28 protein-coding genes are annotated in these 26,937 nt (G+C 39.1%); 17 read left to right on the top strand and 11 right to left on the bottom strand.

The genetic code is table 11. The annotated features are described in order from the left end of the window. Window position 1: 1 nt before the first annotated feature. Window positions 2-448 (top strand): YtxH domain-containing protein, encoded by a 447-nt coding sequence (locus tag QRD39_RS04925; protein ID WP_060934189.1) that lies wholly within the window; start codon window positions 2-4, stop codon window positions 446-448. Between the two features lie 135 nt (window positions 449-583). On the opposite strand, the gene QRD39_RS04920 is transcribed toward QRD39_RS04925, so the two are convergent. Further along, the gene (locus QRD39_RS04920; RefSeq protein ID WP_008534218.1) at window positions 584-880 is read right to left on the bottom strand and encodes a DUF3270 domain-containing protein; all 297 of its coding nucleotides are present in this window, start codon (window positions 878-880) and stop codon (window positions 584-586) included. A gap of 236 nt (window positions 881-1,116) precedes the next feature. Here QRD39_RS04920 and QRD39_RS04915 point away from each other — a divergent pair, with 236 nt between their 5' ends. From QRD39_RS04915 to QRD39_RS04905, 3 genes are all read left to right on the top strand, one after another. Then, window positions 1,117-2,046, top strand: a complete 930-nt coding sequence (locus QRD39_RS04915; RefSeq protein ID WP_008534219.1) for a peptidase U32 family protein — start codon at window positions 1,117-1,119, stop codon at window positions 2,044-2,046. Between the two features lie 95 nt (window positions 2,047-2,141). Continuing rightward, window positions 2,142-3,428, top strand: coding sequence for a peptidase U32 family protein (locus QRD39_RS04910; RefSeq protein WP_285955848.1), 1,287 nt, complete (start codon window positions 2,142-2,144; stop codon window positions 3,426-3,428). Next, window positions 3,428-3,745, top strand: a complete 318-nt coding sequence (locus QRD39_RS04905; RefSeq protein WP_285955847.1) for a CHY zinc finger protein — start codon at window positions 3,428-3,430, stop codon at window positions 3,743-3,745. Before QRD39_RS04910 ends, QRD39_RS04905 begins: the two co-directional genes overlap by 1 nt. A gap of 46 nt (window positions 3,746-3,791) precedes the next feature. Here QRD39_RS04905 and QRD39_RS04900 read toward each other — a convergent pair whose 3' ends face one another. Together QRD39_RS04900 and QRD39_RS04895 are read right to left on the bottom strand one after the other, a co-directional pair. Further along, window positions 3,792-4,331, bottom strand: a complete 540-nt coding sequence (locus QRD39_RS04900) for a biotin transporter BioY (RefSeq protein ID WP_008534222.1) — start codon at window positions 4,329-4,331, stop codon at window positions 3,792-3,794. 94 nt (window positions 4,332-4,425) lie between these two features. After that, window positions 4,426-4,710 (bottom strand): hypothetical protein, encoded by a 285-nt coding sequence (locus tag QRD39_RS04895; protein ID WP_008534223.1) that lies wholly within the window; start codon window positions 4,708-4,710, stop codon window positions 4,426-4,428. A 122-nt stretch (window positions 4,711-4,832) separates the two neighbouring features. Here QRD39_RS04895 and QRD39_RS04890 point away from each other — a divergent pair, with 122 nt between their 5' ends. After that, window positions 4,833-5,045 carry a YdbC family protein gene (locus QRD39_RS04890; protein ID WP_004183933.1) on the top strand — a complete coding sequence of 71 codons (213 nt, stop codon included), beginning with the start codon at window positions 4,833-4,835 and terminating at the stop codon, window positions 5,043-5,045. Between the two features lie 39 nt (window positions 5,046-5,084). Here QRD39_RS04890 and QRD39_RS04885 read toward each other — a convergent pair whose 3' ends face one another. Beyond that, window positions 5,085-6,419, bottom strand: a complete 1,335-nt coding sequence (locus QRD39_RS04885; protein WP_037608776.1) for an Nramp family divalent metal transporter — start codon at window positions 6,417-6,419, stop codon at window positions 5,085-5,087. Between the two features lie 329 nt (window positions 6,420-6,748). On the opposite strand from QRD39_RS04885, the gene QRD39_RS04880 reads away from it, so the two are divergent. Next, window positions 6,749-7,909 carry a DNA cytosine methyltransferase gene (locus QRD39_RS04880; protein ID WP_285955846.1) on the top strand — a complete coding sequence of 387 codons (1,161 nt, stop codon included), beginning with the start codon at window positions 6,749-6,751 and terminating at the stop codon, window positions 7,907-7,909. Beyond that, window positions 7,902-8,963 carry an HpaII family restriction endonuclease gene (locus QRD39_RS04875; RefSeq protein WP_285955845.1) on the top strand — a complete coding sequence of 354 codons (1,062 nt, stop codon included), beginning with the start codon at window positions 7,902-7,904 and terminating at the stop codon, window positions 8,961-8,963. The genes QRD39_RS04880 and QRD39_RS04875 overlap by 8 nt, the downstream gene beginning before the upstream one ends. Before the next feature lie 222 nt (window positions 8,964-9,185). Here QRD39_RS04875 and QRD39_RS04870 read toward each other — a convergent pair whose 3' ends face one another. Then, entirely contained in the window at window positions 9,186-9,731 is a 546-nt protein-coding gene (locus tag QRD39_RS04870) for a DUF7832 domain-containing protein (RefSeq protein ID WP_285955844.1), read from the bottom strand. 53 nt (window positions 9,732-9,784) lie between these two features. Then, window positions 9,785-11,275 (bottom strand): lysine--tRNA ligase, encoded by a 1,491-nt coding sequence (gene lysS / locus QRD39_RS04865; RefSeq protein ID WP_285955843.1) that lies wholly within the window; start codon window positions 11,273-11,275, stop codon window positions 9,785-9,787. Window positions 11,276-11,493: 218 nt separating this feature from the next. Between lysS and QRD39_RS04860 the strand changes: the two genes are divergently transcribed. The 4 genes from QRD39_RS04860 to QRD39_RS04845 all read left to right on the top strand — a co-directional run bounded on the left by QRD39_RS04860 (window position 11,494) and on the right by QRD39_RS04845 (window position 15,019). After that, on the top strand, window positions 11,494-12,807 hold the full coding sequence (locus QRD39_RS04860) for a LysM peptidoglycan-binding domain-containing protein (RefSeq protein WP_285955842.1): 1,314 nt from the start codon (window positions 11,494-11,496) through the stop codon (window positions 12,805-12,807). A 13-nt stretch (window positions 12,808-12,820) separates the two neighbouring features. After that, window positions 12,821-13,300 (top strand): hypothetical protein, encoded by a 480-nt coding sequence (locus tag QRD39_RS04855; RefSeq protein ID WP_008534230.1) that lies wholly within the window; start codon window positions 12,821-12,823, stop codon window positions 13,298-13,300. 335 nt (window positions 13,301-13,635) lie between these two features. Beyond that, window positions 13,636-14,538 (top strand): HAD family hydrolase, encoded by a 903-nt coding sequence (locus QRD39_RS04850; protein ID WP_004183924.1) that lies wholly within the window; start codon window positions 13,636-13,638, stop codon window positions 14,536-14,538. A gap of 58 nt (window positions 14,539-14,596) precedes the next feature. Next, window positions 14,597-15,019 (top strand): hypothetical protein, encoded by a 423-nt coding sequence (locus QRD39_RS04845; RefSeq protein WP_285955841.1) that lies wholly within the window; start codon window positions 14,597-14,599, stop codon window positions 15,017-15,019. A gap of 97 nt (window positions 15,020-15,116) precedes the next feature. Here QRD39_RS04845 and QRD39_RS04840 read toward each other — a convergent pair whose 3' ends face one another. The 5 genes from QRD39_RS04840 to QRD39_RS04820 all read right to left on the bottom strand — a co-directional run bounded on the left by QRD39_RS04840 (window position 15,117) and on the right by QRD39_RS04820 (window position 18,712). Further along, entirely contained in the window at window positions 15,117-15,755 is a 639-nt protein-coding gene (locus tag QRD39_RS04840; protein WP_285955840.1) for a histidine phosphatase family protein, read from the bottom strand. A gap of 2 nt (window positions 15,756-15,757) precedes the next feature. After that, the gene (locus QRD39_RS04835; protein WP_004183920.1) at window positions 15,758-16,231 is read right to left on the bottom strand and encodes an aminoacyl-tRNA deacylase; all 474 of its coding nucleotides are present in this window, start codon (window positions 16,229-16,231) and stop codon (window positions 15,758-15,760) included. A 113-nt stretch (window positions 16,232-16,344) separates the two neighbouring features. Beyond that, window positions 16,345-17,289 (bottom strand): glycoside hydrolase family 25 protein, encoded by a 945-nt coding sequence (locus tag QRD39_RS04830; RefSeq protein WP_285955839.1) that lies wholly within the window; start codon window positions 17,287-17,289, stop codon window positions 16,345-16,347. Window positions 17,290-17,481: 192 nt separating this feature from the next. After that, a complete protein-coding gene (locus QRD39_RS04825) occupies window positions 17,482-17,871 on the bottom strand; it encodes a sodium transporter (RefSeq protein WP_285955838.1) in 390 nt (129 codons plus the stop codon). A gap of 214 nt (window positions 17,872-18,085) precedes the next feature. Continuing rightward, window positions 18,086-18,712 (bottom strand): Pr6Pr family membrane protein, encoded by a 627-nt coding sequence (locus QRD39_RS04820; RefSeq protein WP_285955837.1) that lies wholly within the window; start codon window positions 18,710-18,712, stop codon window positions 18,086-18,088. 109 nt (window positions 18,713-18,821) lie between these two features. Here QRD39_RS04820 and QRD39_RS04815 point away from each other — a divergent pair, with 109 nt between their 5' ends. The 6 genes from QRD39_RS04815 to QRD39_RS04790 all read left to right on the top strand — a co-directional run bounded on the left by QRD39_RS04815 (window position 18,822) and on the right by QRD39_RS04790 (window position 26,929). Then, window positions 18,822-19,979 carry an Mbeg1-like protein gene (locus QRD39_RS04815; protein WP_285955836.1) on the top strand — a complete coding sequence of 386 codons (1,158 nt, stop codon included), beginning with the start codon at window positions 18,822-18,824 and terminating at the stop codon, window positions 19,977-19,979. A gap of 30 nt (window positions 19,980-20,009) precedes the next feature. Then, entirely contained in the window at window positions 20,010-20,777 is a 768-nt protein-coding gene (locus QRD39_RS04810) for an SDR family NAD(P)-dependent oxidoreductase (protein ID WP_285955835.1), read from the top strand. Window positions 20,778-20,893: 116 nt separating this feature from the next. Further along, the gene (locus QRD39_RS04805; RefSeq protein WP_285955834.1) at window positions 20,894-23,884 is read left to right on the top strand and encodes a type I restriction endonuclease subunit R; all 2,991 of its coding nucleotides are present in this window, start codon (window positions 20,894-20,896) and stop codon (window positions 23,882-23,884) included. A gap of 3 nt (window positions 23,885-23,887) precedes the next feature. Further along, window positions 23,888-25,135, top strand: coding sequence for a hypothetical protein (locus tag QRD39_RS04800; protein WP_285955833.1), 1,248 nt, complete (start codon window positions 23,888-23,890; stop codon window positions 25,133-25,135). Between the two features lie 53 nt (window positions 25,136-25,188). Beyond that, a complete protein-coding gene (locus tag QRD39_RS04795) occupies window positions 25,189-25,728 on the top strand; it encodes a hypothetical protein (protein WP_285955832.1) in 540 nt (179 codons plus the stop codon). Continuing rightward, entirely contained in the window at window positions 25,718-26,929 is a 1,212-nt protein-coding gene (locus tag QRD39_RS04790; protein WP_285955856.1) for a restriction endonuclease subunit S, read from the top strand. Before QRD39_RS04795 ends, QRD39_RS04790 begins: the two co-directional genes overlap by 11 nt. Window positions 26,930-26,937 lie beyond the last annotated feature (8 nt).

The following is a 26,937-nucleotide window of genomic DNA, read 5'->3' as shown; positions in this document are numbered from 1 at the left end:
CATGAGTAAATTTCTAAATACCCTAGTTATTGGAGCAGCTTCTGGAGCTGCTGCAGCTTATTTCTTCACTACTGAAAAAGGTAAAGCCGTTAAGGCTCGTATTGATGAGGAGATTGCCTCATTCAAAGAAGATCCTAAAGCTTACCAAAACCAAGTGGTGGAAAAAGCTAACGACTACAAAGATTTGGCAGTTGATACCTTCCAAGATTACAAAACAAAATTTGAAAATGGTGATATCACTGCAGATGATTTGACAAAAGCCGTTCAAGAAAAAACAGCTCAAGTTGCTGAATTTGCAAAAGATAGCTTTGAATTAATCAAAGAAAAAACAGCCCAAGTGACACCTGAACAAGCAGATGTGGAGGCTAAAACACAAGCTATGGTTGATGATATCGTGATTGATATCAAAGATATTTCTGAAGCAGCAGCAGAATCAGAAGCAAACTAAAAAAGAGCCCGCTGGGCTTTTTTTAGTGCTTGGAAAAGTTAAACTGGACTTCTATGTTAGTCAGGACTTCAAAGACATTTGTCATTGAGTGACAGTATTGTCTAATGAAATGACAAGAAAAACGTTGACCCGAAATCAACGTTTTTTTGCTTTATAATTTTCGATGAGGAAGTAAATGCCAACCTGTCCCAGGATACTAATTGTAATAGCCCAGAAAAAGGCCCAGAAGGAAGCCACCTGTGCTACCAAGAAAAGGAAGGCAACTAGGACTGTTGAAATACAGAAGCTTGAGATACGTCCGAAGAAAATCATATCTTGTAGCTTAATACTATTATTGTTTAAGCCTTGATAATCCTGATAACTAGTCATTTGTGAGCTATCACTCTCAAGATCTTCCATGTGATCAAATTGACGGTTTAAGTTGTCAGCCATGTCTGCCTCCTTTCTATATCAGATACCTAAAACACTTTTAGTGTTGGCAAAATGACTCAGTCAGTATTTCACTATTTAGAATCTCATTAATAATACCATAAAAAAATTGGACTTGCAAAGTTTTTTTGTATTTTCTCTAAAATCGAGTATTCGAAAACTAAATATAAATATCTAAATACACATAAATAGACTAAAAATTCTAAAATAATTAGGTCATTTGTGCTATAATGTAAGTTATGGAAAAAATAGTGATTACAGCGACAGCTGAGAGCTACGAGCAGGCACGTGAGCTCCTAGAACTTGGCGTAGATCGTATTTACATCGGCGAAAAAGCCTTCGGCCTTCGTTTGCCAAAGCCTTTTTCATTCGCAGAAATGCGAAAGATTGCAGAGCTGGTACATGAGTCAGGTAAGGAATTAACTGTTGCAGTTAATGCCCTCATGCACCAAGGTATGATGGATGCTCTTCCAGACTACCTTGATTTTCTTGAAGAAATCAAGGCAGATTATATCACGGTTGGTGATGCGGGAGTTTTCTACATCTGTAACCGTGACAATCGTCCCTTCAAAATGATTTATGATGCTTCAACCATGGTAACCTCTAGCCGTCAGATTAATTTCTGGGGCAAACAAGCAGGAGCTTCTGAAGCAGTTTTGGCTCGTGAGATTCCGTCTGCGGAACTCTTCATCATGGCTGAAAATCTTCAAATTCCAGCTGAGGTTTTGGTCTATGGGGCAAGTATCATTCACCATTCCAAACGTCCGCTTCTTCAAAACTATTACAACTTTATCAAAACAGATGAATCTGTTACTAAAGAACGTGACCTTTTCCTCTCTGAGCCTGGAGATCCAGATTCTCACTACTCAGTTTATGAAGACTTGCATGGAACACATATCTTTGCCAACAATGACCTGGATATGATGACCAAGCTTTCAGAACTCATCGAACATGGCTTTGACCACTGGAAATTGGATGGCGTTTATTGTCCAGGTGAAAACTTTGTAAAAATTACTGAGTATTTTGTGAAGGCTCGTGACCTCATTGAAGCTGGCGAATTTTCACAAGACCAAGCCTTCCTTTTTGATGAGGCTATTCACAAATTACACCCAGCCAACCGTGGTTTGGATACAGGTTTCTATGATTATGAACCTGACCGTGTAAAATAAACATACTTCCTCCTTCGTTTGAGAGTTTTCCATTTTCAGGGAACGAAGGAGCCTTCTAAAAACTAAAATCGACAATCTTGCAAATTGGAGAAATTATGACTACAACTAAAAAACGCCCAGAGGTTTTGGTACCTGCTGGGACTTTGGAAAAATTAAAAGTCGCTGTAAATTATGGCGCAGATGCTGTTTTCGTTGGTGGACAAGCCTATGGTTTGCGTAGCCGTGCCGGAAACTTTACCATGGATGAACTCCGTGAAGGTATCGAATACGCTCACGCTCGTGGTGTTGATGTGCACGTTGCTTCAAACATGGTTACCCATGAAGGAAATGAAAAAGGTGCTGGTGAGTGGTTCCGTGAATTGCGTGACATGGGACTTGATGCCGTTATCGTATCTGACCCAGCCTTGATTGAAATCTGTTCAACCTACGCTCCAGGACTCAATATCCACTTGTCAACGCAAGCATCTGCGACAAACGTTGAAACCTTCCATTTTTGGAAACAGTATGGTTTGACCCGTGTTGTTTTAGCCCGTGAGGTTAACATGGAAGAATTGGCCGAAATCCGTAAACGCACGGATCTTGAAATCGAAGCCTTTGTCCACGGTGCTATGTGCATCTCATACTCAGGTCGCTGTACCCTTTCTAACCATATGTCAGACCGTGATGCCAACCGTGGTGGTTGCTCTCAGTCATGCCGCTGGAAATATGACCTTTACGACATGCCATTCGGTCAAGAGCGCAAGAGTATTCATGGTGAAGTTCCTGAAGAATACTCAATGTCAGCCGTTGACATGTGTATGATTGAAAATATCCCAGACCTTATCGATAATGGTGTTGATAGCCTTAAAATCGAAGGTCGTATGAAATCTGTCCACTATGTTTCGACCGTTGCCAATTGTTACAAAGCTGCCTGTGACGCCTACATGGAAAGTGCAGAAGCCTTTTACGCCATCAAAGATGATTTGATTGATGAGCTTTGGAAAGTTGCCCAACGTGAATTGGCAACTGGTTTCTACTATAAGACACCAACAGAAAACGAGCAACTCTTTGGTGCCCGTCGTAAAATTCCACAATACAAATTTGTTGGTGAAGTCGTTGACTTTGACCCAGCAACTATGACAGCTACAATTCGTCAACGTAACGTTATCCTCGAAGGTGACCACGTTGAATTCTACGGACCAGGTTTCCGTCATTTTGAGTGTGACATCAAGAACCTTCACGATTCAAATGGCAATAAGATTGACCGTGCACCAAACCCTATGGAACTTCTTACTATCACTGTCCCACAAGAAGTTAAACCTGGTGATATGATTCGTTCAACCAAAGAAGGTTTGATTAACCTCTACCAAAAAGACGGTTCAAGTAAAACTGTTCGTGCCTAATGACGAAAAAAATAAACGGTCTTTTAGTAGATAATGAAAGCAGGTGCCAGCATTATCACACAGAGCTTGATATTGTTGCCCTAAAATGCTTCCAGTGTCAAAAATATTACGCTTGTTATCAGTGTCATGATAGCTTGGAGGACCACAACTTTCGAGCCTATCCTTGTCAGCTCAAGCAGGATAAGGTTGTTATTTGCGGTGTTTGTAGGCAGGAAATGACGATTGAGGAGTACCAAGAGCTAGAAGCTTGTTCCAATTGTCACAGTGCCTTTAATCCAGCTTGTTCAAAGCACTATGATATTTATTTTGAAAAATAAAAAGATTGAAGACTTTGTTCCTGTGAACAGAATCTCCAATCTTTTTTTAGTTAAAGTAGCTATGATTTTTTAGTGCTTTTAAAACTGGCTTAGTCACCAAAGAGACGATGAGTCCTTTTAACAGGTCAGGAATGATAAAAGGTGTCAAACCGACAGCTACGGCTGTAGACCAACCCATATTTCCCAGGAAGTGAAGGGTGAGAATTCCACCGACAAATACTGGGACATCTCCTAAAACAAAAGCCAAAAAGATCTTCCAAATGGGTGTATCAGCATTGGTCAGTTTAGAAGTGATAAAGGCGAAAAGGGGATAGGCAAGTATATAACCAGCTATTGGACTAAAGAAGGTTTGAAAACCACCGCTACCTCCTGCGAAAACGGGTAGACCAATTGCACCGAGAATAAGATAGAGGAGAGCAGCAAGGGTAGCTTCCCTCGGTTTAAAAATGGCAGCCACCAGTCCTACAGCAAAGGTCTGTAAGGTGATGGGCACCGCTCCTATCGGAATGATGATTTGTGATAGGGCAGCAATGATAGCAGCACCAAAGGCTGGAATGATGATGTATAGTGTGCGGTTTTTTGACATATTTAGTTAACCTCCATTCATACAACAGTTAACTTATTATAACAAGTAGTATATTTTTAGTCAACCGAAAAATAAAACGAAGTTAACTATTTCGTTAACTTCGTTGTGGTATGATTTTGAGACGTTTAATGTCTTTTAGTTCAATCATGCTGATAACCTTATCTTGTTCGATGAAGAGTGCTTGTCGTTCCCTGTCATAACGATTGATGTACCCTTTATAAATCTTTTGGTTAGACGTCAGCATGACCATCTGTTTATTATCAATAGCATGATAGATATCATTAATAAGCTGATTCTGCAGTAGGTGGACAGGTTTGCTGTGACCTGTTTCCACAAACTGATGAAGCTGATGCTTTACCGCTTCTAAAAAGTTTATCATGGTCATTTCCCTCGTTTCTTGTTAAAATAATTATAGCATGAAAGGTGAAATTTTGTGGATAAGTTAGTCAAAATCGCACCATTTTCACAGAAAAAAACGAATAAACCTAGTGGAGGTACAAAATGGCAGAATTTTCATTTGAAATTGAAGAAAAACTCTTGGTCTTGTCCGAGAACGACAAGGGTTGGACCAAGGAACTTAACCGCGTGAGCTTTAACGGAGCACCAGCCAAGTATGACATCCGTAGCTGGAGTCCAGACCACACTAAGATGGGTAAAGGTATAACCCTTAGCAACGAAGAATTCCAAGTTCTAGTTGATGCCTTCAAAAAATAAGAAATAAGGTCAGCAGAAGAGCTGGCCTTATTTTTGTGTTTAAAACGTATCAAAGATAAGTTTGAGATTAAGAATGGTTAGGATAATAGCGATGGCATAGCCAAGCAAAGTATTCCACTTGGCATTGACGTGTTTTCCCATGAGTGATTTTTTAGAAGTATAGTAAATCAGAGGGAAAATAGAGAATGGCAAGGCAAGTGAAAGGAAAACCTGAGAGTAAACCAAAAGTTGATCCAAAATCTTTTCTTGATCACCGTAAAGAATGGCTACGATGATGACAGGTAGGAGGGCAAAAAGACGTGTGAACAAACGAATCACCCACTGTGGCAACCTCATATGAAGGAAACCTTCCATAACAATCTGACCTGTCAAGGTTCCGGTGATAGTAGAGTTTTGACCACTAGCCAAGAGCGCCAAGGCAAAGAGTGTTGAAAGTGTCGAACTAGCTATCGCACCGGCAATCTTAGAGTCTTGAAGGGCATCGTACATTTGTGAAAATGCCGAAATATCAGAAGCATGACCATAGAAGAGAGCCGCCCCCAAAATCAAGAGGAGGGAGTTCACCACAAAGGCCAAACTCAACTGAATATTAGAATCCCAAGTCATGAAGCGCACAGCCTTGGTTACATCTTTTCCATCAGTGTGGTCTACCTTACGTGTCTGAGATATGGATGAATGTAAGTAGAGGTTGTGAGGCATAACCGTTGCCCCGACAATCCCAAGTGCCAAGGTCAACTGGCTGGTATGTCCAGGAGCATGTGGCTCAAATAGAGTCGCTGTAGGGAGATAGCCCTTGAGAATTCCTGTTATACTAGGCTCGGACAAGGCCACTAGATAGACAAAGATAATCAAGATTGTCAAAATTAAGGTAGAAACAATCGCTTCGATTTTCTTGAAACCTAGCTTCATGATGAGTAGTAGCAGGAAGACGTCTAGGACAGTTGCCAGAATGGCAATCATGATTGGGATACCAAAGAGAAGGTTTAAGGCGATGGCAGAACCAAGCACCTCAGCCAAGTCCGTCGCCATCAAGGCTAACTCCAAGATAACCCAAAGCGTGTATCGCAACCATTTTGGCGAGTGAAAGGCAGTAGCTTGCGCCAAGTCCATCTGGGTTACAATCCCTAATTTCCCAGACATTTGTTGCAACTGCATGGCAATCAAAGAGGAAATTAAGATAATGAAAAGCAAACTGTACTTGTAGGTTGCACCACCAACAACACTGGTAATCCAGTTTCCGGGATCCATGTATCCCACAGCCACTAGTGCCCCAGGCCCTAAGAAAGCCTTGAGATTTTGCCCAAAACGGTTATTATTTGGTGTATCAATTGATTGGTTCACTTCAGAAAGTGAAACCTTTTTTAAAGATGTCATAAGCACCTCTTTCTAAGTCTTATCTGAATGGAAGCGTCACTATTACCACTCATCAAGACAACCTAATTATAACACTATGAGAAATATGTGCAAGATTTTGAAAGGCGTTGAGTATAGGTGGATTGATAAGAAGAATATAGTTTTTGATATCGCCATATCTTTAAAAATATGATAAGACAAGTATGATGATTACAATAGTAAATAGGACGAAAAAAAAGTAATTGTTAACTCTCATACTTGTTTTCTTGTACGGTATAAAAATTGAAAAAAGAATTCGATAATTCAAAAATAAAGTGGTATAATCCCTATATAGAAAGTAGAGGTATTTCATGAGAGGCGGAGCTAGAGAGAATGCTGGACAAAATCGTGTTAGTCCAGATAAGAAAAAAATAGCAAAATCTATTCACGTTAGCCCACACCTATTTAATAAGATTCAAGAATTGGAGATTGATGGTTATGATAGTTTTTCAAGCAAATGTCAATATCTGATTGAAGAAGGTTATGAAGCAATTCAAATGCATAATCATAAAGATAATGTAGACAGTTTAACCTTTATAGACTTATTCGCTGGGGTTGGAGGAATACGAAAAGGATTCGAAGATAAGAATACAAAGTGTGTGTTTTCATCTGAGTGGGACAAATTTTCTGTGAAAACATATGAAGCTAACTACGGTGATATTCCCTTCGGTGATATTACCAAAATTGATGAAAGGGATATTCCTCGACATGATGTATTGCTAGCGGGTTTTCCTTGTCAACCATTTTCTAATATAGGCAAACGAGAAGGATTTGGTCATGAAACTCAAGGAACTTTGTTTTTTGACGTCCTTAGAATTTTAAAATATCATATGCCTAAAATGTTTTTGCTAGAAAATGTACCTGGTCTTTTGACTATTCAGAATGGAGAAACATTTAAAATTATTTTGGATAACTTAGAGGAACTTGGCTATTCAGTTTTCTTTGACGTTTTAGACGCTCAAAATTTTGGTTTAGCACAAGTTAGAAAAAGAGTTGTAATAGTAGGTTTCCATCCAGATTTGAACGTTTCAACATTTGCATTTCCTCAAGGGAATACCGAAAATAGAGTTCCTGTTTCGTCAATACTAGAAAATAATCCTAAGGGATATAGTATTTCTGAACATTTACAGCAATCGTACCTTTTTAAGAAAAATGATGGTAAACCTCAAGTTGTAGATTCAAATTCTACTATCCAAGTAAAAACATTAGTAGCTTCCTATCATAAAATACAGCGACTCACGGGGACTTTTGTTAAAGGTGGAGATACGGGGTTAAGACTTTTTTCGGAATTAGAATGTAAAAGATTGATGGGATTTCCAGATGACTTTATTATTCCTGTAAGTCGAACACAAATGTATCGTCAGATGGGGAACTCAGTAGCGGTTCCGATGATAAGAGAAGTAGCTAATGCAATGAAAGAAGAGTATCAAATGGCACAACAAGATAAAAAAGTTGGAGTAAGCTATGCCTAATAAAGTCAATAAAGGTGAGTGGGCTGAACTTTTTGTGTTTCTTAAGGCTTTATCTGATGGTAAAATTTATGCTGCCGATGAAAATTTGGAAAAAGTAGAAAAACTCTTTTATGTCATATTAAGTGCGATCAAAAATGAAGATGGTATTTTAAAAGAATTTAAGCGTAGTCAGTCGTCAAATGAGATTATTCTATTAGAAAACGATTCAGAGTGTTTACAAATTCCTGTTAATGAGTTTGAGTATTTTTCGAACGTAGTTTTAGAGGCAGTAAAAAATGGAGCAGGAACGTTTGTAATTCCTGAGATTGAGCCATTTTTATCAAGAATTAAACTAACTAAAATAAAAGCTAGTAGCGATAGCAAAAAAGATGTTATTTTTAAGATTCATGATGAGTTTACAGGTGCAGAACCTAAAATAGGTTTTTCGATAAAATCATATATTGGTAGTAAGCCAACGTTATTGAACGCAAGTGGGGCTACAAGGGTTCAGTATAGCTTGTCGAAAAATCTATCCAAGGATGATTTAGAGATAGTAAATCAGATTGCTGGAAGAACTAAAATTAAAGATAGAGTACAATTTATCAAAGATAAGAGTATTTCTTTGGACTTTGAAAAAATCTTAAATGAAACTTTCTCAAGAAATCTGAAAATGATTGATTCTAGAATGCCAGAATTTTTGGGATATCTATTTTTGAATTCTTATTTTGTTAAGGGGAAAGCAATCCCTGATGTAGTTGATTTATATTGTGATAAGTATGGAGAAGATGGGGAAATTATCTCCCACAAAGTAAAAGATTTGTTGGTTGCAGTAGCATTAGGCATGGAACCAAATACTAGGTGGAATGGCCTAGAAGATGCTAATGGCGGTTATATTGTAGTAAAAGATGATGGTGAGGTTTTGTGTTACCATATTTATGACCGAAATAAATTAAGGGAGTACCTTTATAGAAGTACTAAATTTGATAGTCCATCAAGTAAGCGAACTGGTGCAGGTATTGTAACTGAAGAAGCTGGAGAACAAAAATTTACACTAACAATACAAATCAGATTTTAGTGATATCTTTTTGGTATATAAATAGACGAAAAATCTTAGATAGAACAATAAAAGAATGTTGATTTACCAACATTCTTTATTATTATCCAGATGAATCAACCAGCTTATTTGCTTACTAACCACTATGCTAGTGGTGATGGGAGTTTTGGGCACTTGAGCAAGGTCTCCAAGAGCAAAATATAGAAGATAGTTTCACGGTAATTACGAGAGAATTTTTTCTATTTATACTAATTGTTCTTTGTAACTGGTGAACATCTCATCAATGTCATCTTCAACCAAGTGATAGATTTTCCAGTCAAATTCAGTTCTCGCAACATCATCAACCAAGACTGTATAGCAAAAATCCATATAATCTTCATAAAAATCAGAGATGAAGGGGAGGAGTGTGTCACTGATATCAGTTGAACAGAGTTTTTCATCAAGATGTTTAAAGAGATAGTCTGTACCTGTAATCTTTTCATTCTTGAGTTTTTGTGCATCCTCAAGGTTAAATCCATCACTTTGGGGATTAAGAAAATCATGTTTTGCTAACCAAGCTACGAAGATACTGAGATGAAAAGCAGCTCTTTTACTAATCTCTTGCATATCTGATTGGCTTAGTTTTTCTGAAGGGATATCGTTTTCTTCACAATAAAATACAAGTGCGTGATCGAAGAAATAATCTGTGCGGTCTATGGGAAAGTCTACTTGGCTTTCTTCTATTTTTGTATCAGGCTGTTCAAGCACACTTGATTTTTTCTTAAATAGGGACTGTAATTTTTTGAACACGTTTATACCTCATATAAAAATATCCCATTATTTGACTAATGGGATATCATTTTTTATTTCATCGTTGGGAACAACAAGACATCACGGATGGTTGTTGTGTCAGTTAGAAGCATGCAGAGACGGTCGATACCGATTCCGAGTCCACCTGTTGGTGGCATACCGTATTCGAGGGCTTCAACGTAGTCGTAGTCGATGCCTGTTGCTTCGTCGTCACCGAGTTCTTTAGCAGCAGCTTGTGCTTCGAAACGTGACAATTGATCGATTGGGTCATTCAATTCGGTGAAGGCATTTCCGTACTCTTTAGTCATGATGAAGAGTTCGAAACGGTCAGTGAAGCGTGGGTCTTCTGGGTTTTTCTTAGCCAATGGAGACACAGCAACTGGGTGACCGTAAACGAATGTTGGTTGAATTAAGGTTTCTTCAACGAATTCTTCAAAGAAGGCGTTGATGATGTGACCAACTTCAGTGTAGTGTTTTTCAACAGGAACATTCTTTTCAGCAGCGATAGCTTTGGCTTTGTCCAAAGTCATTTCTTGCCAGAAGTCAACACCAGTGATTTCCTTGATAGCGTCAACCATGTGGATACGTTTGAATGGTTCGTTGATCTTGATTTCAGTTCCTTGGTAGTTGATAGGTCCGTCACCTTTAACGGCTTTAGCAGCGTGTTGGATGATACCTTCAGTCAAGTTCATGATATCGTGGAAGTCAGCGTAAGCTTGGTAAACTTCGATAGATGTAAACTCAGGGTTGTGAGTAGCATCCATACCTTCGTTACGGAAGATACGTCCAATTTCGTAAACACGTTCCATACCGCCAACGATGAGGCGTTTGAGGTGGAGCTCAGTTGCGATACGAAGCACCATGTCAATATCTTGAGCGTTGTGGTGAGTGATAAATGGTTTAGCAGCAGCACCACCAGCTTCATTGTGAAGAACAGGTGTTTCAACTTCAAGGAAACCTTGGGCATCAAGGTAACGACGGATTTCAGAAATGATTTTTGAGCGTGTGACAAAGCGGTCAAAGCTGTCACGGTTAGAAATCAAATCAAGGTAACGTTTACGGTAGATGGTTTCAACATCTGAAAGTCCGTGGAATTTTTCAGGCAATGGACGAAGGGCTTTAGACAAGTGTGTGATGTGGGTAGCTTTAATAGAAAGTTCTCCCATATCTGTACGCATGACTTCACCTTCGATACCGAGGAAGTCACCAAGGTCTGCTTTTTTGAAGATTTGGTAGTTTTCGTCACCAACCGCATCTTTACGTACGTAGATTTGGATTTGACCATCACGGTCTTGGATGTGGGCAAAGCCAACTTTACCTTTACCACGTTTTGTCATCAAACGACCTGCGATAGTAGCAGTATCGTTGATTTCGTGCAATTCTTCTTTTGTTTTATCAGCGTATTTGTCTTTTAATTGACCAGATGTAGCTGTGCGTTCGAATCGTTTACCAAAAGGATCGATTCCTTGTTCAGCCAAGGCCGCCATTTTCTCACGACGGACAATTTGTTGATCGTTTAATTCTTCCATGTGTTGATTTGACATGTTAGTCCTCCATAAAATAGTCGTTACCATTGTATCATAAATAGCCCTCTAAAGATAGGAGAAATGGTTGAATGTCAGAGGGAAAATTCTCTATTTTTAGAAAAAATAGAGAGATAGCATTAATCTTTGATTAGAAAGTTACAGAATTTATTGACAAATATAATAAGCCAGGTGTACAATATCATGGTAAGTTTCGTATTTAATAAGGAGGATATACGATGAAAAAGAAAAATTATGTTGGTAAGGCCCTTATGTTTGGTGCTTTACTAGCACCTATTGGGATGCCAACGGTATCTGTTTTGGCAGATAGCTTTTATCAAAATCAAACGAGTGCTCATGCTGCTGACATTACAAACTGGATTGCCAGCACACCTGAACAAATTACAAATAATTTGACAACTCAAAATATCAATCCAAAACAATTGAATGGTCAACAATACGTCATTCAATGGGGAGATACTTTGTGGGGAATCTCTCAAGCTACTGGTATTTCAGTTGAAAAATTAGCTTACGATAACAATATTCAGAATATTGACCTTATCTATGCAGGTGATGTTCTTATCTTGAATCGTGATGGTCAAGTACCAACTGATTACCATGTGACTGGTAGCGGTCATCGTTGTGCAAACTCTAAAGTAGTTATCAACAACTACTATGGAGACCACAACCGTGTTGTCATCAAAAATACGACATTTGTATCTGATGACCACTCTAAGACTACAGTTATCTATGCACCAGATAATTCTGACAATAGTCTTTCATTCTCAAACACTAACAATAACTCAGGCGACAAAGATACCAAAGATTCTAAAGATAGCAAGGATTCATCTTCATCATCATCAGAATCTAAGGAATCTAAAGATGCTTCATCAAGCTCATCAAGTTCAACAAGTGGATCATCATCTTCTACTTCAAGCTCAACAGCAAGCAGTAGTGAAAGCAAACCAAGTACAGAAAGCTCTAAGGAAAAAGAATTGTCTGATGATGCTTTCCAAGACAAGGTTCAAAGCGAATTCGAACAAGTTTATCAACAAAAACGCTCAGGTAGCCCAGCATGGTCTTTCTTCTCACATGTGACTGACACAGCAGGTGGTAACACTGAAGCTAAGAAAGATACTGAAAGCACAGCTCTCTACCGTCAAGGTGAAACACCTAAAGTAGAAGATATCGTTGATGGACCAAAAGATGGCGCCAAAACTGAATCTAATGCCAAGGCTCTTGCAGAAAAAATCTATGATGCCCTTAACAGAGACAGCAAGATGTCAGATTTAATCAAGGCAAAATATGCGCAAATTAAGGTAACTTACCAAGGCAATAAATGGACCTTCAACGTTGACGTTTACAAGGAAAAAGAAAGCTCATCATCAAGCTCTGAAAAATCATCTGAATCTAAGGATTCTTCAAATAATGATTCTCAAACAGAATCACGCATGAGCTCAAGCTCTTCAAGCGACGACCATTCATCAAATTCTTCAAGTCATAGTGATTCAGACTCAGATGCAACTTTTGATGACCTAAATGGTGATAACTAGAGAGGGGCTAAGCATGTCAAAGAGAAATATCATTATTAGTGTGATTCTTGCCTGCCTTGTGATTACGGGTACTGGTTTCGGTGCTTTCTATTATTGGGGCACACACCATTTAGATAGTGTTGTACCTGGTAAGGTTTATCAATACTCAAGCTCACTTAACGGTGAGGTCAATAACCGTGTCATGTATGTGGCCTTCCAAGAAGGTGGTAACAAGGCGATTGTCGGTCAGGACCGTACAACTGTTCTTAATGCCGCTAAAAGTCAAGGCGATTTTGACAAGGCCTACAATGATCAATCAGCTAAATGGGAATACAGCGTAACGAAAACAACGCTTACCCTTGGTAAAAAAGAAAATGATCAAGTGTCACAATGGCAATACAACAAGGTCTTTGCTTATGGTGACCACTTCACATCAAAAGACTTTTTCTACCAAATTGCTAAAGGCGGTCAAGGCGAAGTTAAACAAAAAATGACCTTTAAAGAAATTCAATAAGCATTAGATTCGTTCAAAATGCTTGAAGGTTTGGGACCTGGTGTTCCAAACCTTTTTTAATGCCTTAACACCCTTAGAAAATAAACGAGATTACCTAAAAGAAGTGAAGTGGAAAATTGAAAAAATAGAGTAAAAACGATATAATAAGGCTGTTTGGGCAGTTGCATGCAGGTCAAATAAGACAGGCAGGACTGGCTATGGACAGTTGACCTAAAGCTAACTTTTGCCAGGCTGAGAAACAGTTATAAGGCTGGCTACTTTTTCTGTCAGTCAGTGTACTTACTAATGTGTTTAAGTCCCTGGAGAAGAGAATTGATTCAAGAAAGAATGGGCAGATGATTACTTCTATTGTTTTTGACGTTGACGATACTATTTATGACCAGCAGGCGCCTTATCGTATTGCCATGGGAAAATGCTTCCCTGACTTTGATATGGCACACATTAATCAGGCCTACATTCGTTTTCGCCACTATTCTGACGTTGGTTTTCCACGTGTAATGGCCGGTGAGTGGACAACCGAGTATTTCCGTTTTTGGCGCTGTAAAGAGACACTTTTGGAGTTTGGTTACCGTGAAATTGATGAAGCAACGGGCAATCATTTCCAAGAGGTTTATGAGCAGGAGTTGGAAAATATTACCATGCTTGATGAGATGCGCATGACCCTTGATTTCCTCAAGGAAAAGAAGGTTCCAATGGGCATTATTACCAATGGTCCAACAGAGCACCAGCTTAAGAAGGTTAAAAAGTTGGGACTTTACGATTATGTAGATCCTAAGCGTGTTATTGTTAGTCAAGCGACTGGCTTCCAAAAACCAGAGAAGGAAATCTTTAATCTTGCAGCTGAACAGTTTGACATGAATCCGTCAACAACATTATATGTCGGAGATTCTTATGACAATGATGTCATGGGAGCCTTCAATGGTGGTTGGCATTCTATGTGGTTTAACCACCGTGGCCGCAGCCTTAAACCAGGCACTAAACCAGTTTTTGATTTGGAAATCGATAATTTCGAGCAACTTTTCGGAGCTGTCAAGGTACTTTTCGACCTTCCTAATAACAAATATATCTTTGATATTAACGATAAAGAAAATCCGGTTCTGCAACTGGGTATCAATAACGGTCTCATGATGGCGGCTGAACGTCTTCTTGAGAGTAATATGAGTATTGATAAGGTGGTTATCCTTCTTCGTTTGGATGCCAATCAAGAAAAAATTATTCGTATGAAATATGGCAAATAAATAGAACGGTCTTGAATGGCCGTTTTATTGTCTAAAGCGTAATAAAAGGAGATTGAAAATGACAGAAAAAAACAGCCTGAGACAGGATATTGAAGCACTATGTACTGAGCGTGATGCCCTGGAAAAAGAGGTAGAAGCACTTAAAGCTAAACGTGATGATCTCTTCGAAGGCGTTAGAGATGCAGAGCAAATGAAAAGTGTTGCCTGGGATTCATTTTATGCATTGGCGGATCACCTCAAGGCTGAAGAAAAGCAAAGAGAATTTGCTAATAATTATTGGGAGCATGTTTCTGGGGATCTCAAGATAGACATGGAATTTGTCTTAAGTCGTGGTCTACGGTTTAAACGGTTACTGTCTCAAGGACAGTTTGAACTGGTCTCACAGGAATTAGACATTTTTGAGAAGGAATTAGACGATTTGGGCCGAAGTTTTGGTGTTGAGCTTGATCGCCTACCAGAGGAACCTAGCCCTATAGATTAGTAAGGTATTGCCCTTAAAGTGTTTTTTTAGGGGTTTTTTGAATACCAAAAAAGCGACCTTGAAAAGAATCGCTTGCTTTATCTTGTTAGACGATGATTTAGCTGATTTTGTTTTCTTTATCCATGTAAGATGTGTCATTCCAACGTTTGAGAGTGAAATGTTCGCAATCTTCTGTTTCAAGAATAGTGACCGATGCGTTGTCGAGACCACCAGCCTTACGGAGCAAACCTGGCTCAAATCCCAAGAGGCTACGAATCGAAGCTGTTAAATTAGCTCCGTGCCCAACGAGGAGAACGTTTTTAGCATCACTATCTTTAAGTGTTTTGATTAATTGGGCGACACGTTGAGTGGTGCTATAAACAGACTCTGCATGGAAATCTTTAGCACGGAATTTGGCTAGGTTATTGCGAAAAGCGTGCATTTCTTGTGGATAAATCGATTGGACCAATGAAATCTTTTGGCCTTCGAGTTTACCCAAGTTCCATTCACGCAGTGCCTTTGTGTAGGTAACCTCAACCTTATTTTTTTGAGACTCAATAATGAGTTCCGTTGTTTTTTTAGCGCGTGGCAGATCGCTTGAAAAGACTAGGTCAAAATGTGTGTCACTGAGATAGCGACCGAGCTCACGTACTTGTTCAATCGATTCTTCAAGTAGAGGCGAATCCCCTTTGGCACCTTGAAGACGTCCTTCTAAGTTCCATTCAGTTTTACCATGACGAACGAAATATAGTTTCATAATTACTCCTTAATATCAGCGAATTCAGCTTTGACAAAATCAGCAAGGGCCTGACTATTGATACGGATAGAACGCCCAATTTCTCCTGCTGAAACAATGAGAAAACCAGCTTCTCGTGCCGATTGATCAATGTAGATAGGAAAATTGTGTTTTTGACGAATGCCCACAGGATTGTTAGCTCCATGTACATAACCTGTCGTTTTTTGGAGATCCTTTTGTGGAATCATGTGAACTTTCTTGTTCCCTGAAATCTTAGCTAGTTTTTTTTCAGATAGATGTTCAGTGATAGGAACGATACCAATGACGGGTCCCGTCTTATCACCGTTGAGGGCGAGAGTTTTATAAATGCTTTCACGTGCCACATCCTCTGGAAGCTCACCTTCTAACCCATTGAAGGCTAAGCTGTCATGGTCAATTTTAGCCTTATCAAGAATTTGGTCAACCAAGGTCTTCTTGACTTTGCTTTTCTTTGCCATTATTATATCTCCTTCTAAAATTGTGCATTTCTACCATTCATTATAACACATTCGACTTGACACGCCTAAGCCAATTTTGAAAAGAAAAAAACCAGTGTCCGAGACACTGATTTCTACTGACTGCTAGACATCCTTGAGGAACTAGAGGAGCTGGTTACAGTAGCTGAGCTAGTTGAACTTGACGATTTAGTGGTCTTGTTTTTAGTTGATTTTTTCTTAATCTTACCAAAGAGTTTTTCAAAGGTTTTACGTTTGTTTTTATCAGGATTGATTTGGTTAAGATCTAGGATATTGTCGAAACCAGGAAGGCTTCCTTGAGACGTGTACTGGTGAAGGTCATAGTCAATCTCAGTATTTGGCAGGGCCTCATAGTAGCCCGAATCGGTACCGTAGGCTGGAATCCATACGGCGTCGAAGTTTTTAGTGGAAACTTCTTGCTCAAGCATGAAATAAGCACCAATGTAAAGACCAACATTTTCAGCTCCAAGACGTTTGAGTTCGGCTCGAAAGGCTTGGACACCTTCATCCATGTTAGACATGGTTTCCTCTTCAACGTCAATCCAGTAATAGGTAGGTTTGTATGGAGAAGCATTTTTGTAGAAGATACGAGCTTCTTCCTTCATCTCCTTTACAGAAGTACCTTGTGCGTAGGAATAGACGGCAACTGGAACGTCACGTTTTTTGAGTTCTTTGATATGTGTTTTAAAAGATTTGTCAACCCCATTTGAGCTGGCGGCATTGCTATCCTTGCTAATCTGTGATCCACCGAAGATGCGGATAATAGCACCAGAAATATGATTTGACAAGACATCGTAGTCGATATCCTGAGGTAGTTGCCAACCCGAAAGGTCAATAATGGGATTAAGCACGAGCTCCTCATTAGAGCTACTAGATGGACTGGTTGTTGTTTTTGGCGGTGTAGCAGAAGGAATAGCCGATTTCACGTTCTCGAGATGCGCCTGCTGTTTGGACGTATTGTGAATGTTTGCAATAACTAATGCTAATCCTAAAAGAGCTAGAACCACGTAAACAACGATCGGTTTAATTCTTTTTCTCATTACTTCCCATTCTACCTTAAATAGCGTAAAAATGCAAAATAGTCGGCTTATAAATTCTGTGAGTTATATTAAAGTAACTGATTTTTAAAAAGCTTTAGTAACGCTAGTTCACACTGATTTGATGAAGGTATCCCTAGGGATTTAGTTGTGAATTAAGTGAATATTTCATTTATTTAAGACGGATTTTTAGCCTTATTTGTCAGCTTCTTCCTTAAAACTGGCGCCACTAGTGGCATCTGACCAGGCTACCAGTGCTTGAGCAGAGCTATCCAGATAGGTCTGGAGAGATTGCTTCAAATCAAAAATCGTCTCCCAAAATCCTAAGACCTGTCCTTCTTGGTCTGTTGAGGCTTGATAAGTCTGGATGAGGATTTGCTCAAAACTATCTGTCGGAATGGGATAACTAATGGTTTTGGTGGGAGAAGCTAGAACTTCAGACATGATCCAATCAGGCAGATTTTCAGCCTCACGGGGGAAGAAACTACCGTCAGCGCCACCATTGTCATAAAGAAAGTTTCCTTTAGCATCGTAGGCGGCTAGTTTATAGGGCAAGTGGTTCAGTAGTGTTGTTAAATCGTTCATACTGTCATGATAGCCTCTTTCATGACAAAAGGCAATGTTTTGACCTTTCGAAGCACTAGGTCTATAGATTTCATGTGTTTTTGTGGGAAGAATAGGCCTACACTATTGAACGCCCAAAGTGACTTTTTATCGTGCTAAAAACGCTTGAAATCAATGACTTCAAGCGTTTTGAATTTCAATTCTGAGATTTGCTAAGAGAAATGGCCTTTGTCTATCAGTCGGCCTTGCGTCCGATAAATTGTTTTAAGAAATAGATGAGGTAGCCCACAGCAATGTAGCCAGCACTAATTAGGAGGACATTAAGCAAAACCTTGTTCCAGCCCAACTTGTTGACATTGATAAAAAAGTAGGCGAAGGGACTATTTTTTGCGTGTGGAATAGGCAATTTTAAGACTAATCCATTGAGAAGGGCAAAGGCAAAGTAGGCCAAGGGTGCTAAAGACCAGTAAAGGGGCTCACGCAAACGGTAAGCCTTTCGGGCATCAAAAACGAGGGTATCAAGCACCAATCCCCAGGGAACAATGTAGTGGACCAAGAGGTTACGAACCGTCCAAAAGTCTTCCGGTTTGGTACTAGGGGCTAATAGAAAATGATAAATAACACCTGTGATTAAGATGGCCATAGTGACACCACCCTTGTAACGTAAGAGTTTGATGTTGGTCGTTGCATCCCCTTTGTTGAAATCGTAGATGATAAAGAAAATCAAACTAGAGAAAACCAGGATATTGGACAAAACGGTGTAGTAGAGCAACATGCCCCAACCATCATCATGGATTTGAATAGAGACCCCAACCAGACCGCAAAGGGCTAGTAAGATACGGTAAAAACGAGAAATAGCCATAAGCTTCCTTTTCCTAATAAATAATCTCTCTTATCATATCACATTTTTCACTAACAATTTAGTGAAAATTCTAGTAAAATCAAAGTAAGAAAGACTTTAAGGAGTAATTATGGCCCAGCTCATCGACTATCTGGAAAAGGTTGAGAATCTAACTTTTGACCAAGAACCTCTGAATATCTTGGATAAGGTTTGTATCAACGAAATCGGCTACCTGACCTATGAAAAATGGCTCACAGCCAGTGACTTAAAGAAGCCCATCAATTTACATGACTTCGCTGAGGGCAAGGAGTTAAATCCAGATTATTCCTTCATGGTGACCAAAGAGCGGGTGGAACTCGCAGAGGCTATAGTCAGGTCTAGGCGTTTTGCCAGTCTGAGTCTTAGTGACTACCGCAGTGTCTTGGACAAGGAGGTGGAAAAACAGTTTGCGGCCATGATTTTCAGTCTGCCTGAACTGGACTACCATCAGCTTGTCTTTCGTGGGACGGATGATAGTGTCATTGGATGGAAGGAGGATTTCCAGCTGACCTATAGTCGAGAAATTCCTGCCCATCGCTCAGCTCTTGCCTTTCTGTCTGAGCACTTGCCAAACCTCAGTGGTCATATCGCTGTTTCTGGTCATTCCAAGGGTGGTAATCTTGCCCTCTATTCGGCTGTTCAAAGCTCGACTGCTCTACGTGAGCAAATAGCAGAGCTCTTGCTCCTGGATTCACCAGGCTTGATGAAGTCCCTCTTAGAGAAGCCTTCTTACCAAGAGTTAAAAGCCAGGATGACAGTTATTAGACCTCAAGATTCTGTCGTAGGAGTCATGCTCTATTGGGAGAGGTCTGCCCAGCTAGTCGCAGCAGAAGGCATTGGATTTGCGCAACATAACGCCTTGAGCTGGGAGGTTGATTTGGCGACAAATGATTTTGTTCATGAGGACCAGCCAACAGAGATGAGTCAACGTTTGGAAGAAACCTTCCAAGAGTGGATTGAGACCTTGCCTAATCAAGAACTCAAGCAAGTTTGCGATTTGGTTTTTGATACCATCCTTGATTCAGGTATTGAAAGCCTAGATGATATTGGCATCCAAGCCTTGCCACAGATAGGTCAGATGCTGCAAGAATTTGGCAATCTCTCGGACAAACAAAAGAAGGTCTTGCAAGACGGTTTCAACCAGTTACTCTGGATATTTTGGAAGTCAGGAAATAAAAAAACTAGCCTATCCAAACTAGAACTTCCTGATTTTATTAAGAAGTTAAGCGAGTTAAGGAATCACGATTAGAGGCATAGGGTGATAGAAATGGAGAATATGATGCCTAAAAATGTACTAATTACAGGAGCAACATCAGGAATTGGCGAAGCAACGGCGCGTGCCTTTGCCAAAGAGGGGGATAACCTGATCTTGACAGGGCGCCGTGTAGAGCGTCTTCAAGCTCTAAAAGCAGAATTTGAAGCGACCTATCCAGACCAAAAAGTTTGGACCTTTGCACTGGATGTCACTGATATGGACATGGTCAAGGATGTTTGCCAAGCCATTCTCAAAAGTGTGGGGCAAGTCCATGTTTTAGTCAATAATGCAGGTCTGGCACTAGGCCTAACAGCCTATCAAGATTATGAGGAGTGGGACATGCTGACTATGCTCGACACCAATGTCAAGGGCTTGATGATGGTTACACGTCAGATTTTGCCAAGTATGGTAGCTGCCAATGAGGGCCATATCATCAATATGGGCTCTACGGCGGGCATCTATGCCTATGCAGGTGCTGCTGTGTATTCAGCTACTAAAGCCGCAGTGAAAACTTTCAGCGATGGTTTGCGTATTGATACCATTGCCACAGATATCAAGGTGACAACCATTCAGCCCGGTATCGTTGAGACCGACTTTTCTCAAGTTCGCTTTCACGGTGACAAGGACAAGGCAGCCAAGGTTTATCAAGGTTTGGAAGCCCTCCAAGCCCAAGATATTGCGGATGCTGTCCTCTATGTCACCAAGCAACCACGACGCGTCCAGGTTTCAGACATGACCATCATGGCTAACCAGCAAGCCACAGGTTTTACCATTCATAGGGGGGATAAATAGAAGATAAAAACATGGCACCAAGCTGTGTTTTTTTGTTTGAATTTTCCCAAAACTATGAAAGAAACCGTGAAAATGCTATAATGTAAGGGATTACGACAATGTTGAAAGGATAAGTCATGCCACCAGTTACTCCAGAACTTGAGATAGAACGTCAATTAATCGAGCAATTAACCTCTGGTGAGAGCCAGTGGACCTATCGCCCAGACTTAAAAAATGAAGATCAATTATGGGACAACTTTTTTGAGAAGTTAGCGCAAAATAACGTTGCCCTACTAGCTGACCATCACTTGACCGAACAGGAGAAGCGTCAAATCAAGAACCAGCTTAACTTCATTAACTATTATGAAGCTGCTAAGTGGCTGGCTGGTGAAAATGGTATTGCTAAAGTCGAGGTACAGCGTGAAGATGCTAGCCTTGGGACTATCCGTCTCTCTGTCATCTGGCGTGATAATATCGCTGCTGGAAAATCCAGTTACGAAGTGGTCAATCAGGTGGAACGTGACAAGGCCTATCCTCAAGATCAGGACCGTCGTTTAGATACAACTCTGATGATAAATGGCCTTCCTCTTATCCATATCGAGCTCAAGAGTCCTCGTGTGGCCTTTTTGGATGCCTTTCATCAAATCAAAAAGTATGACCGTGAAGGAAAGTTACGTGGCATCTATTCTGCCCTTCAGATGTTTGTTGTGACTAATAAGGTTGATACACGTTATATTGCAGCTGCACGAGAGGATAAGCTCAATAAACAATTCTTGACATCTTGGGTGGATAAAGATAATAAACCCATGACCAGTCTTATGGACTTTGCTCATGAGGTCCTGTCTATTCCACGTGCTCATCAGATGGTGATGCAGTACTCCGTTATTGATGATAGTAAAAAAGCCCTCATCCTATTACGTCCTTATCAAATCCATGCCATCGAGTCTGTTCAGGATGCCTCTCGCCGTCAGGAATCTGGCTATATCTGGCATACCACGGGTTCTGGTAAGACCCTAACGTCCTACAAGGTGGCTCGCAACCTCTTGCAGATTCCAGCCATTCAAAAGACGATTTTCGTTGTGGACCGAAGGGATCTTGACCAGCAGACGACCTCGTCCTTTCTTTCCTACGCTGTTAATGATGTCATTGACATCGATGAAACGGACAATACCCATGACTTGGTTAAGCGTTTGGCAGGAAATGATAAGCGTGTGATTGTGACGACTATCCAGAAAATCACAACCATGATGCGCAAGTTTGGAGAAGGTAAATACCAAAAGGATTCGGAGAAAATCAAGGACCTCCGTGTGGCTTTCGTTGTGGATGAGTGTCACCGTGCGGTCACACCTCAGACGCAAAAGGATATCAAGGGATTTTTCCACAATTCGCTCTGGTATGGCTTTACTGGTACACCGATTTTCAAGGAAAATAAACGCAAGCAATTAGGTGATTTGGCACAAACCACCCACCAACAATATGGCGAACGTCTCCATGAGTATACGGTCAAAGAAGCCATCCATGACGGGGCAGTTCTGGGATTCAAGGTGGACTATCGAAATACCATTATTTCGCCGATTCCTGAAAAAGATCTTCCTGACTCTGTTTATGAAGATAAAGAACACATGCTAGAAGTCTTGGATGCTATCCTAAACAAAAGTTATCAACAGTTGGGCTTTCCAAATGGTGTGGGCAAGACCTACGAGGCTATCTTAACGGTTAAGTCCATTCCACAAGCTCAGGCTTATTACAATCTGCTCAAGAGTATCAAGGCAGGACACGAACGTGTCAAAGTGTCAGATCGAGCTAAGCGCGTGCTACCCGACTTTCCAAAGGTGACGGTCACTTACTCCGTTTCGGAAAATGAGGAAGAGTCTATCGACTACCAAGATCACATGAAACAGGTCATGGACGACTACAATCAGGAGTTCGGTACCCATTTTACTATGGCTGATTTGCGTGGCTTTAACACGGATATCAATAATCGTTTAGCCAGAAAGTTAGACAAATACATTCCTCGCAATGAGCAGTTGGATTTGGTTATCGTCGTTGATCGTCTTTTGACAGGTTTTGATGCCCCATGTCTATCCACTCTCTTCATCGACCGTAAGCCCATGCGTCCACAGGATTTGATTCAAGCTTTTAGTCGCACCAACCGCATCTTTGACAGTAAAAAGCGTTATGGCCATATCATCACCTTCCAAAGGCCAGAGGCCTTTAAAGAGGCTGTGGATAACGCCCTTAAACTCTACTCAAACGGTGGTGAAAATGATGTCACTGCCCCAGACTGGGCAGAAGAAAAAACAAACTTCATTCAAGCCTGGATAGACTTTCAAGTAAAAGTGGAAGATGTGGAAAACTATATCATCACGATAGAGCAGGCCACTAGCCCACAACTTCGTCGCATTGCCAAGGCTTACCAAACCTTTGACAAGTATCTGGCATCTATCCGTGTATATAGCGAATACGATGAAGTAGCTATCTATGCAGAGACAGGCCTATCAGATGAAAAGCTTGAAACCTATCTCGGAATCTATCAAAATATCCTAGCAGAGCTCAAAAGCCGAGCTGAAGACGATGGTGATGATAATCTCTTTGATATCCACTACGAACTGGAATCCGTCCAAGTTGACGAGATTAACTATGCTTACATCCTGACCCTGATTCAAAGTATGATTCAGCAGGAAGAGGATAGTCCACAGGCTCTTAGTGACAAGGATATCGAAACGGTTGATAACTATATCCAGAGTCTGGAACGCACCAATCCTAAACTAGCCGAAATCATCCGAAATCTGTGGAAAGAAGTCCAAGCCAATCCTAAAGATTACCAAGGACAGTCTATCACTGGCGTCTTGGACACTATGATTGAAGCCATCATCGACGACCATCTCAAATGCTTTGCCAGAGAATGGTATGTCGGACTCGATGAACTTCGTTACTACGTTCAACACTATCGTAAGGGTGCTAAAAAGCAATCTGGAGAAAGCCAGCTCACCAAGAGCCAACGCTACAAAGACTATAAATCAGAAACAGCTGATGCCCTCAACCCTCTCAGCTACAAAAAACACATCAAAGAAGCCTACACCAAACTCATTGAAGAAGTGATTGAACCATTGAGAGTGGGGAGGTAGAAAATGAAAATACAATTAATAAATTATTCTGGTAAGAATACCAAAGGACTATTAGTGGATTTATGTAATTCGTTTGGAAATGCAGAGTCTTTAGACTCGTACGATTTAAATATAATTGATTTAACAGATGAATTAATATGGCAAAATAGAAGTTTGAGAGCAGATTTTGATACTTTAAATTGTGATGATGATTTTCAAACTTTGAAAACCAGTATTATTCGTTCTAGTAAAACAAATTATTTATATGTTTTACCCAAGAATATTAAATTTAAAACAAATTTTAATAATCCAAATAGACATTCTAGTAAGATTCATCTAACTAGTGTTGATATTAAGAATAATATTTATAAACTAACAACCAATTTGCAAAAGATCATTCCTTTCACATTTACCTTATACTATGAGAAAACTTTGACGTATTTATCGGAAATTGAATTATCAGCTGATTTTTATTTTGATCCAAATATGAGGACAAATGAGGAAGGTATTGTAATTTCTAAGAATGAGATATACTCAAATGGGAGTGAAAAGTTAGTATTTTTAACATTGGGTAGAAATTCAATAACAACTTTACAGATTGAAAATGATAATTTAAAGCTGATATTAGATAATATATTTTTAACACAATCTCTTGAAAACATTCCTAAATGGTTTTCGAAACTAGAATTTTTTGACGATGCTTATCAAACGGGAATAGCGAAGATAGAAGAAAGAAAAATTCAAGAATCAAAACTTAAAATAGAAAATGTTGAACAAATTATTAAAAAAAATAAATATTATGAATCTATACTTTATAAATCAGGGAAAGAATTAGAACTTGTTCTAATAGAGATGTTAGTAGAAATGCTAGAAATAAAAACTGATTTTAAAGACACTAAAGATGAAGATTTTTCTTTTGAAAAGAATGGAATTCATTATCTATTTGAATTTAAAGGATTAACTAAAGATCTAAAAAAATCCAATATTTCTCAGTTAATGACTCATGTATATAAATATGCCGAAAAGAAAGAAATTTCGGATAAAATTATTAAGAGAATTATCATTGTAAATCGGTTTAAGGATATAGATCCGAAAGATAGGGAATTAATCAATGATAGTATTATAGATATAGCAAAAAATAAGATATTTAATGTGTTAATTATAGACACAATGCAATTTTTAAAGCTATTTGAAAAATATAAACTTGGAGAAATAGTTATTGATGAAATTATTACTAGTTTTGATCAAATTGGGCTCTTTGAACTAAGTTAGATATAAAATTAAATATTGTGTTTCATTTTTATATAAAGAATAGGAGAATGTTTATGGAAAAAAGTGTTGGAGTTAGAGGAGCATATTTACTTTTTTCTAGGGAGGAAGAGATAGAATTACAAGAAAGATATTCCAAAGAAGATATAGAGATCTTATTTTTTGGAGAAGACAGTTTACAGGCATCTTTCGATTCATTTATTGAAATAATCTTAAATGAAGAAATGTTGAGGGCTATAATAGCAGGACTAACAGTTGAGATTTTAAAAGAGTTAATTTTTAAGGCTGCATCTTCTATTAAGAATAAAAAAATAATAAAATTTGAGTCGGCTGATAAAATTTCACCAGCTACTATCACGATAAAAGCTTCAACTAAAAAGGGAACAATCTATCAAAATATACAGAATGATATTTCTGACAAAAATTTTTACGAGTCAATTAATAAAATAAAAGAAGCTAAAATACTTTTAGATTCCAACAAAAAAGATGGTATAAACGACTTATTCATAGTTGAAAACAGTGTAGGAAATTTTGAGATAATGACCTTAAAGGAATACATTGAGTATAGGAAAAAGAGTGAAGAAAATGATCAATAGAAACATTCCCAAAATTAGATTTAAAGAATTTATTAATAATTGGAATAACTATAAATTAGGACAGCTTGGAAATTTTAAATCGGGAATAGGTTTTCCAGATAGTCAACAAGGTGGTACAGAAGGAATCCCATTTTTTAAAGTTTCTGATATGAACAATATTGGAAATGAAACTGAGATGAGGAATGCAAATAATTATGTTACACAGGAGCAAATTATGAAAAATAGTTGGAAAGTTATTAATGAAACACCAGCTATCATATTTGCTAAAGTTGGTGCTGCATTGATGTTAAATAGAAAACGGTTAGTTACTAGACCTTTTCTGATTGACAATAATACTATGAGCTATTCTTTCGATGAATCATGGGATAAAGATTTTGGTTTAACATTATTTCAAACGATAAATTTGCCTAAGTATGCACAAATCGGTGCTCTTCCTTCATACAATGCTAGTGATATAGCAATGATAAAGGTTAATGTACCAAATGTTCAAGAACAATCCGCCATTGGCTCTCTTTTCCACAATCTAGACGACCTTTTGGCTCGCTATAAGGACAATCTTGCTAACTACCAATCTCTCAAGACGACCATGCTCTCCAAGATGTTCCCTAAAACTGGAGAGTCAGTTCCTGAGATTTGTTTAGATGGATTTGAAGGTGAGTGGAAAAGTGATACTTTTGAAAGTTATCTTACTGAGAGTAGGATATTAGGTGATTCAGGTCTTGATGCAAAGAAAATAACTGTCAAGTTGTGGGGAAAAGGTGTTGTAGAGAAGGAAGAAAAGTATGCTGGTAGTTCAAATACGCAGTACTATATTAGAAAAGCAGGACAGTTTATTTATAGTAAACTAGATTTTCTAAACCAAGCATTTGGAATTATTCCAACTGAACTAGACGGGTACCAGTCAACATTAGATTTACCAACTTTTGATGTTAAAGGTATTGATACCAAGTTTTTACTTGAATATGTAATGAGAAGAGAGTTTTATGAATATCAAGGATTAATTGCTAATGGTTCACGAAAAGCAAAACGTATTCATCCAGATGATTTTTTATCTATGCCAGTTAGAATACCTTCTCTCGCTGAACAACAAGCCATAGGTGACTATTTCTCAAATCTTGACCAGCTTATCACTTCTTATCAAGAGAAAATCACTCAGCTAGAAACACTCAAAAAGAAACTCTTACAAGATATGTTCATCTAAGGAGAAAG

It is taken from the genome of Streptococcus raffinosi, assembly GCF_030284685.1.
Lineage (GTDB): Bacteria > Bacillota > Bacilli > Lactobacillales > Streptococcaceae > Streptococcus > Streptococcus raffinosi.
Note: the sequence above shows the minus strand (reverse complement) of the source record. Positions and strands in the feature narration are given on the sequence as shown.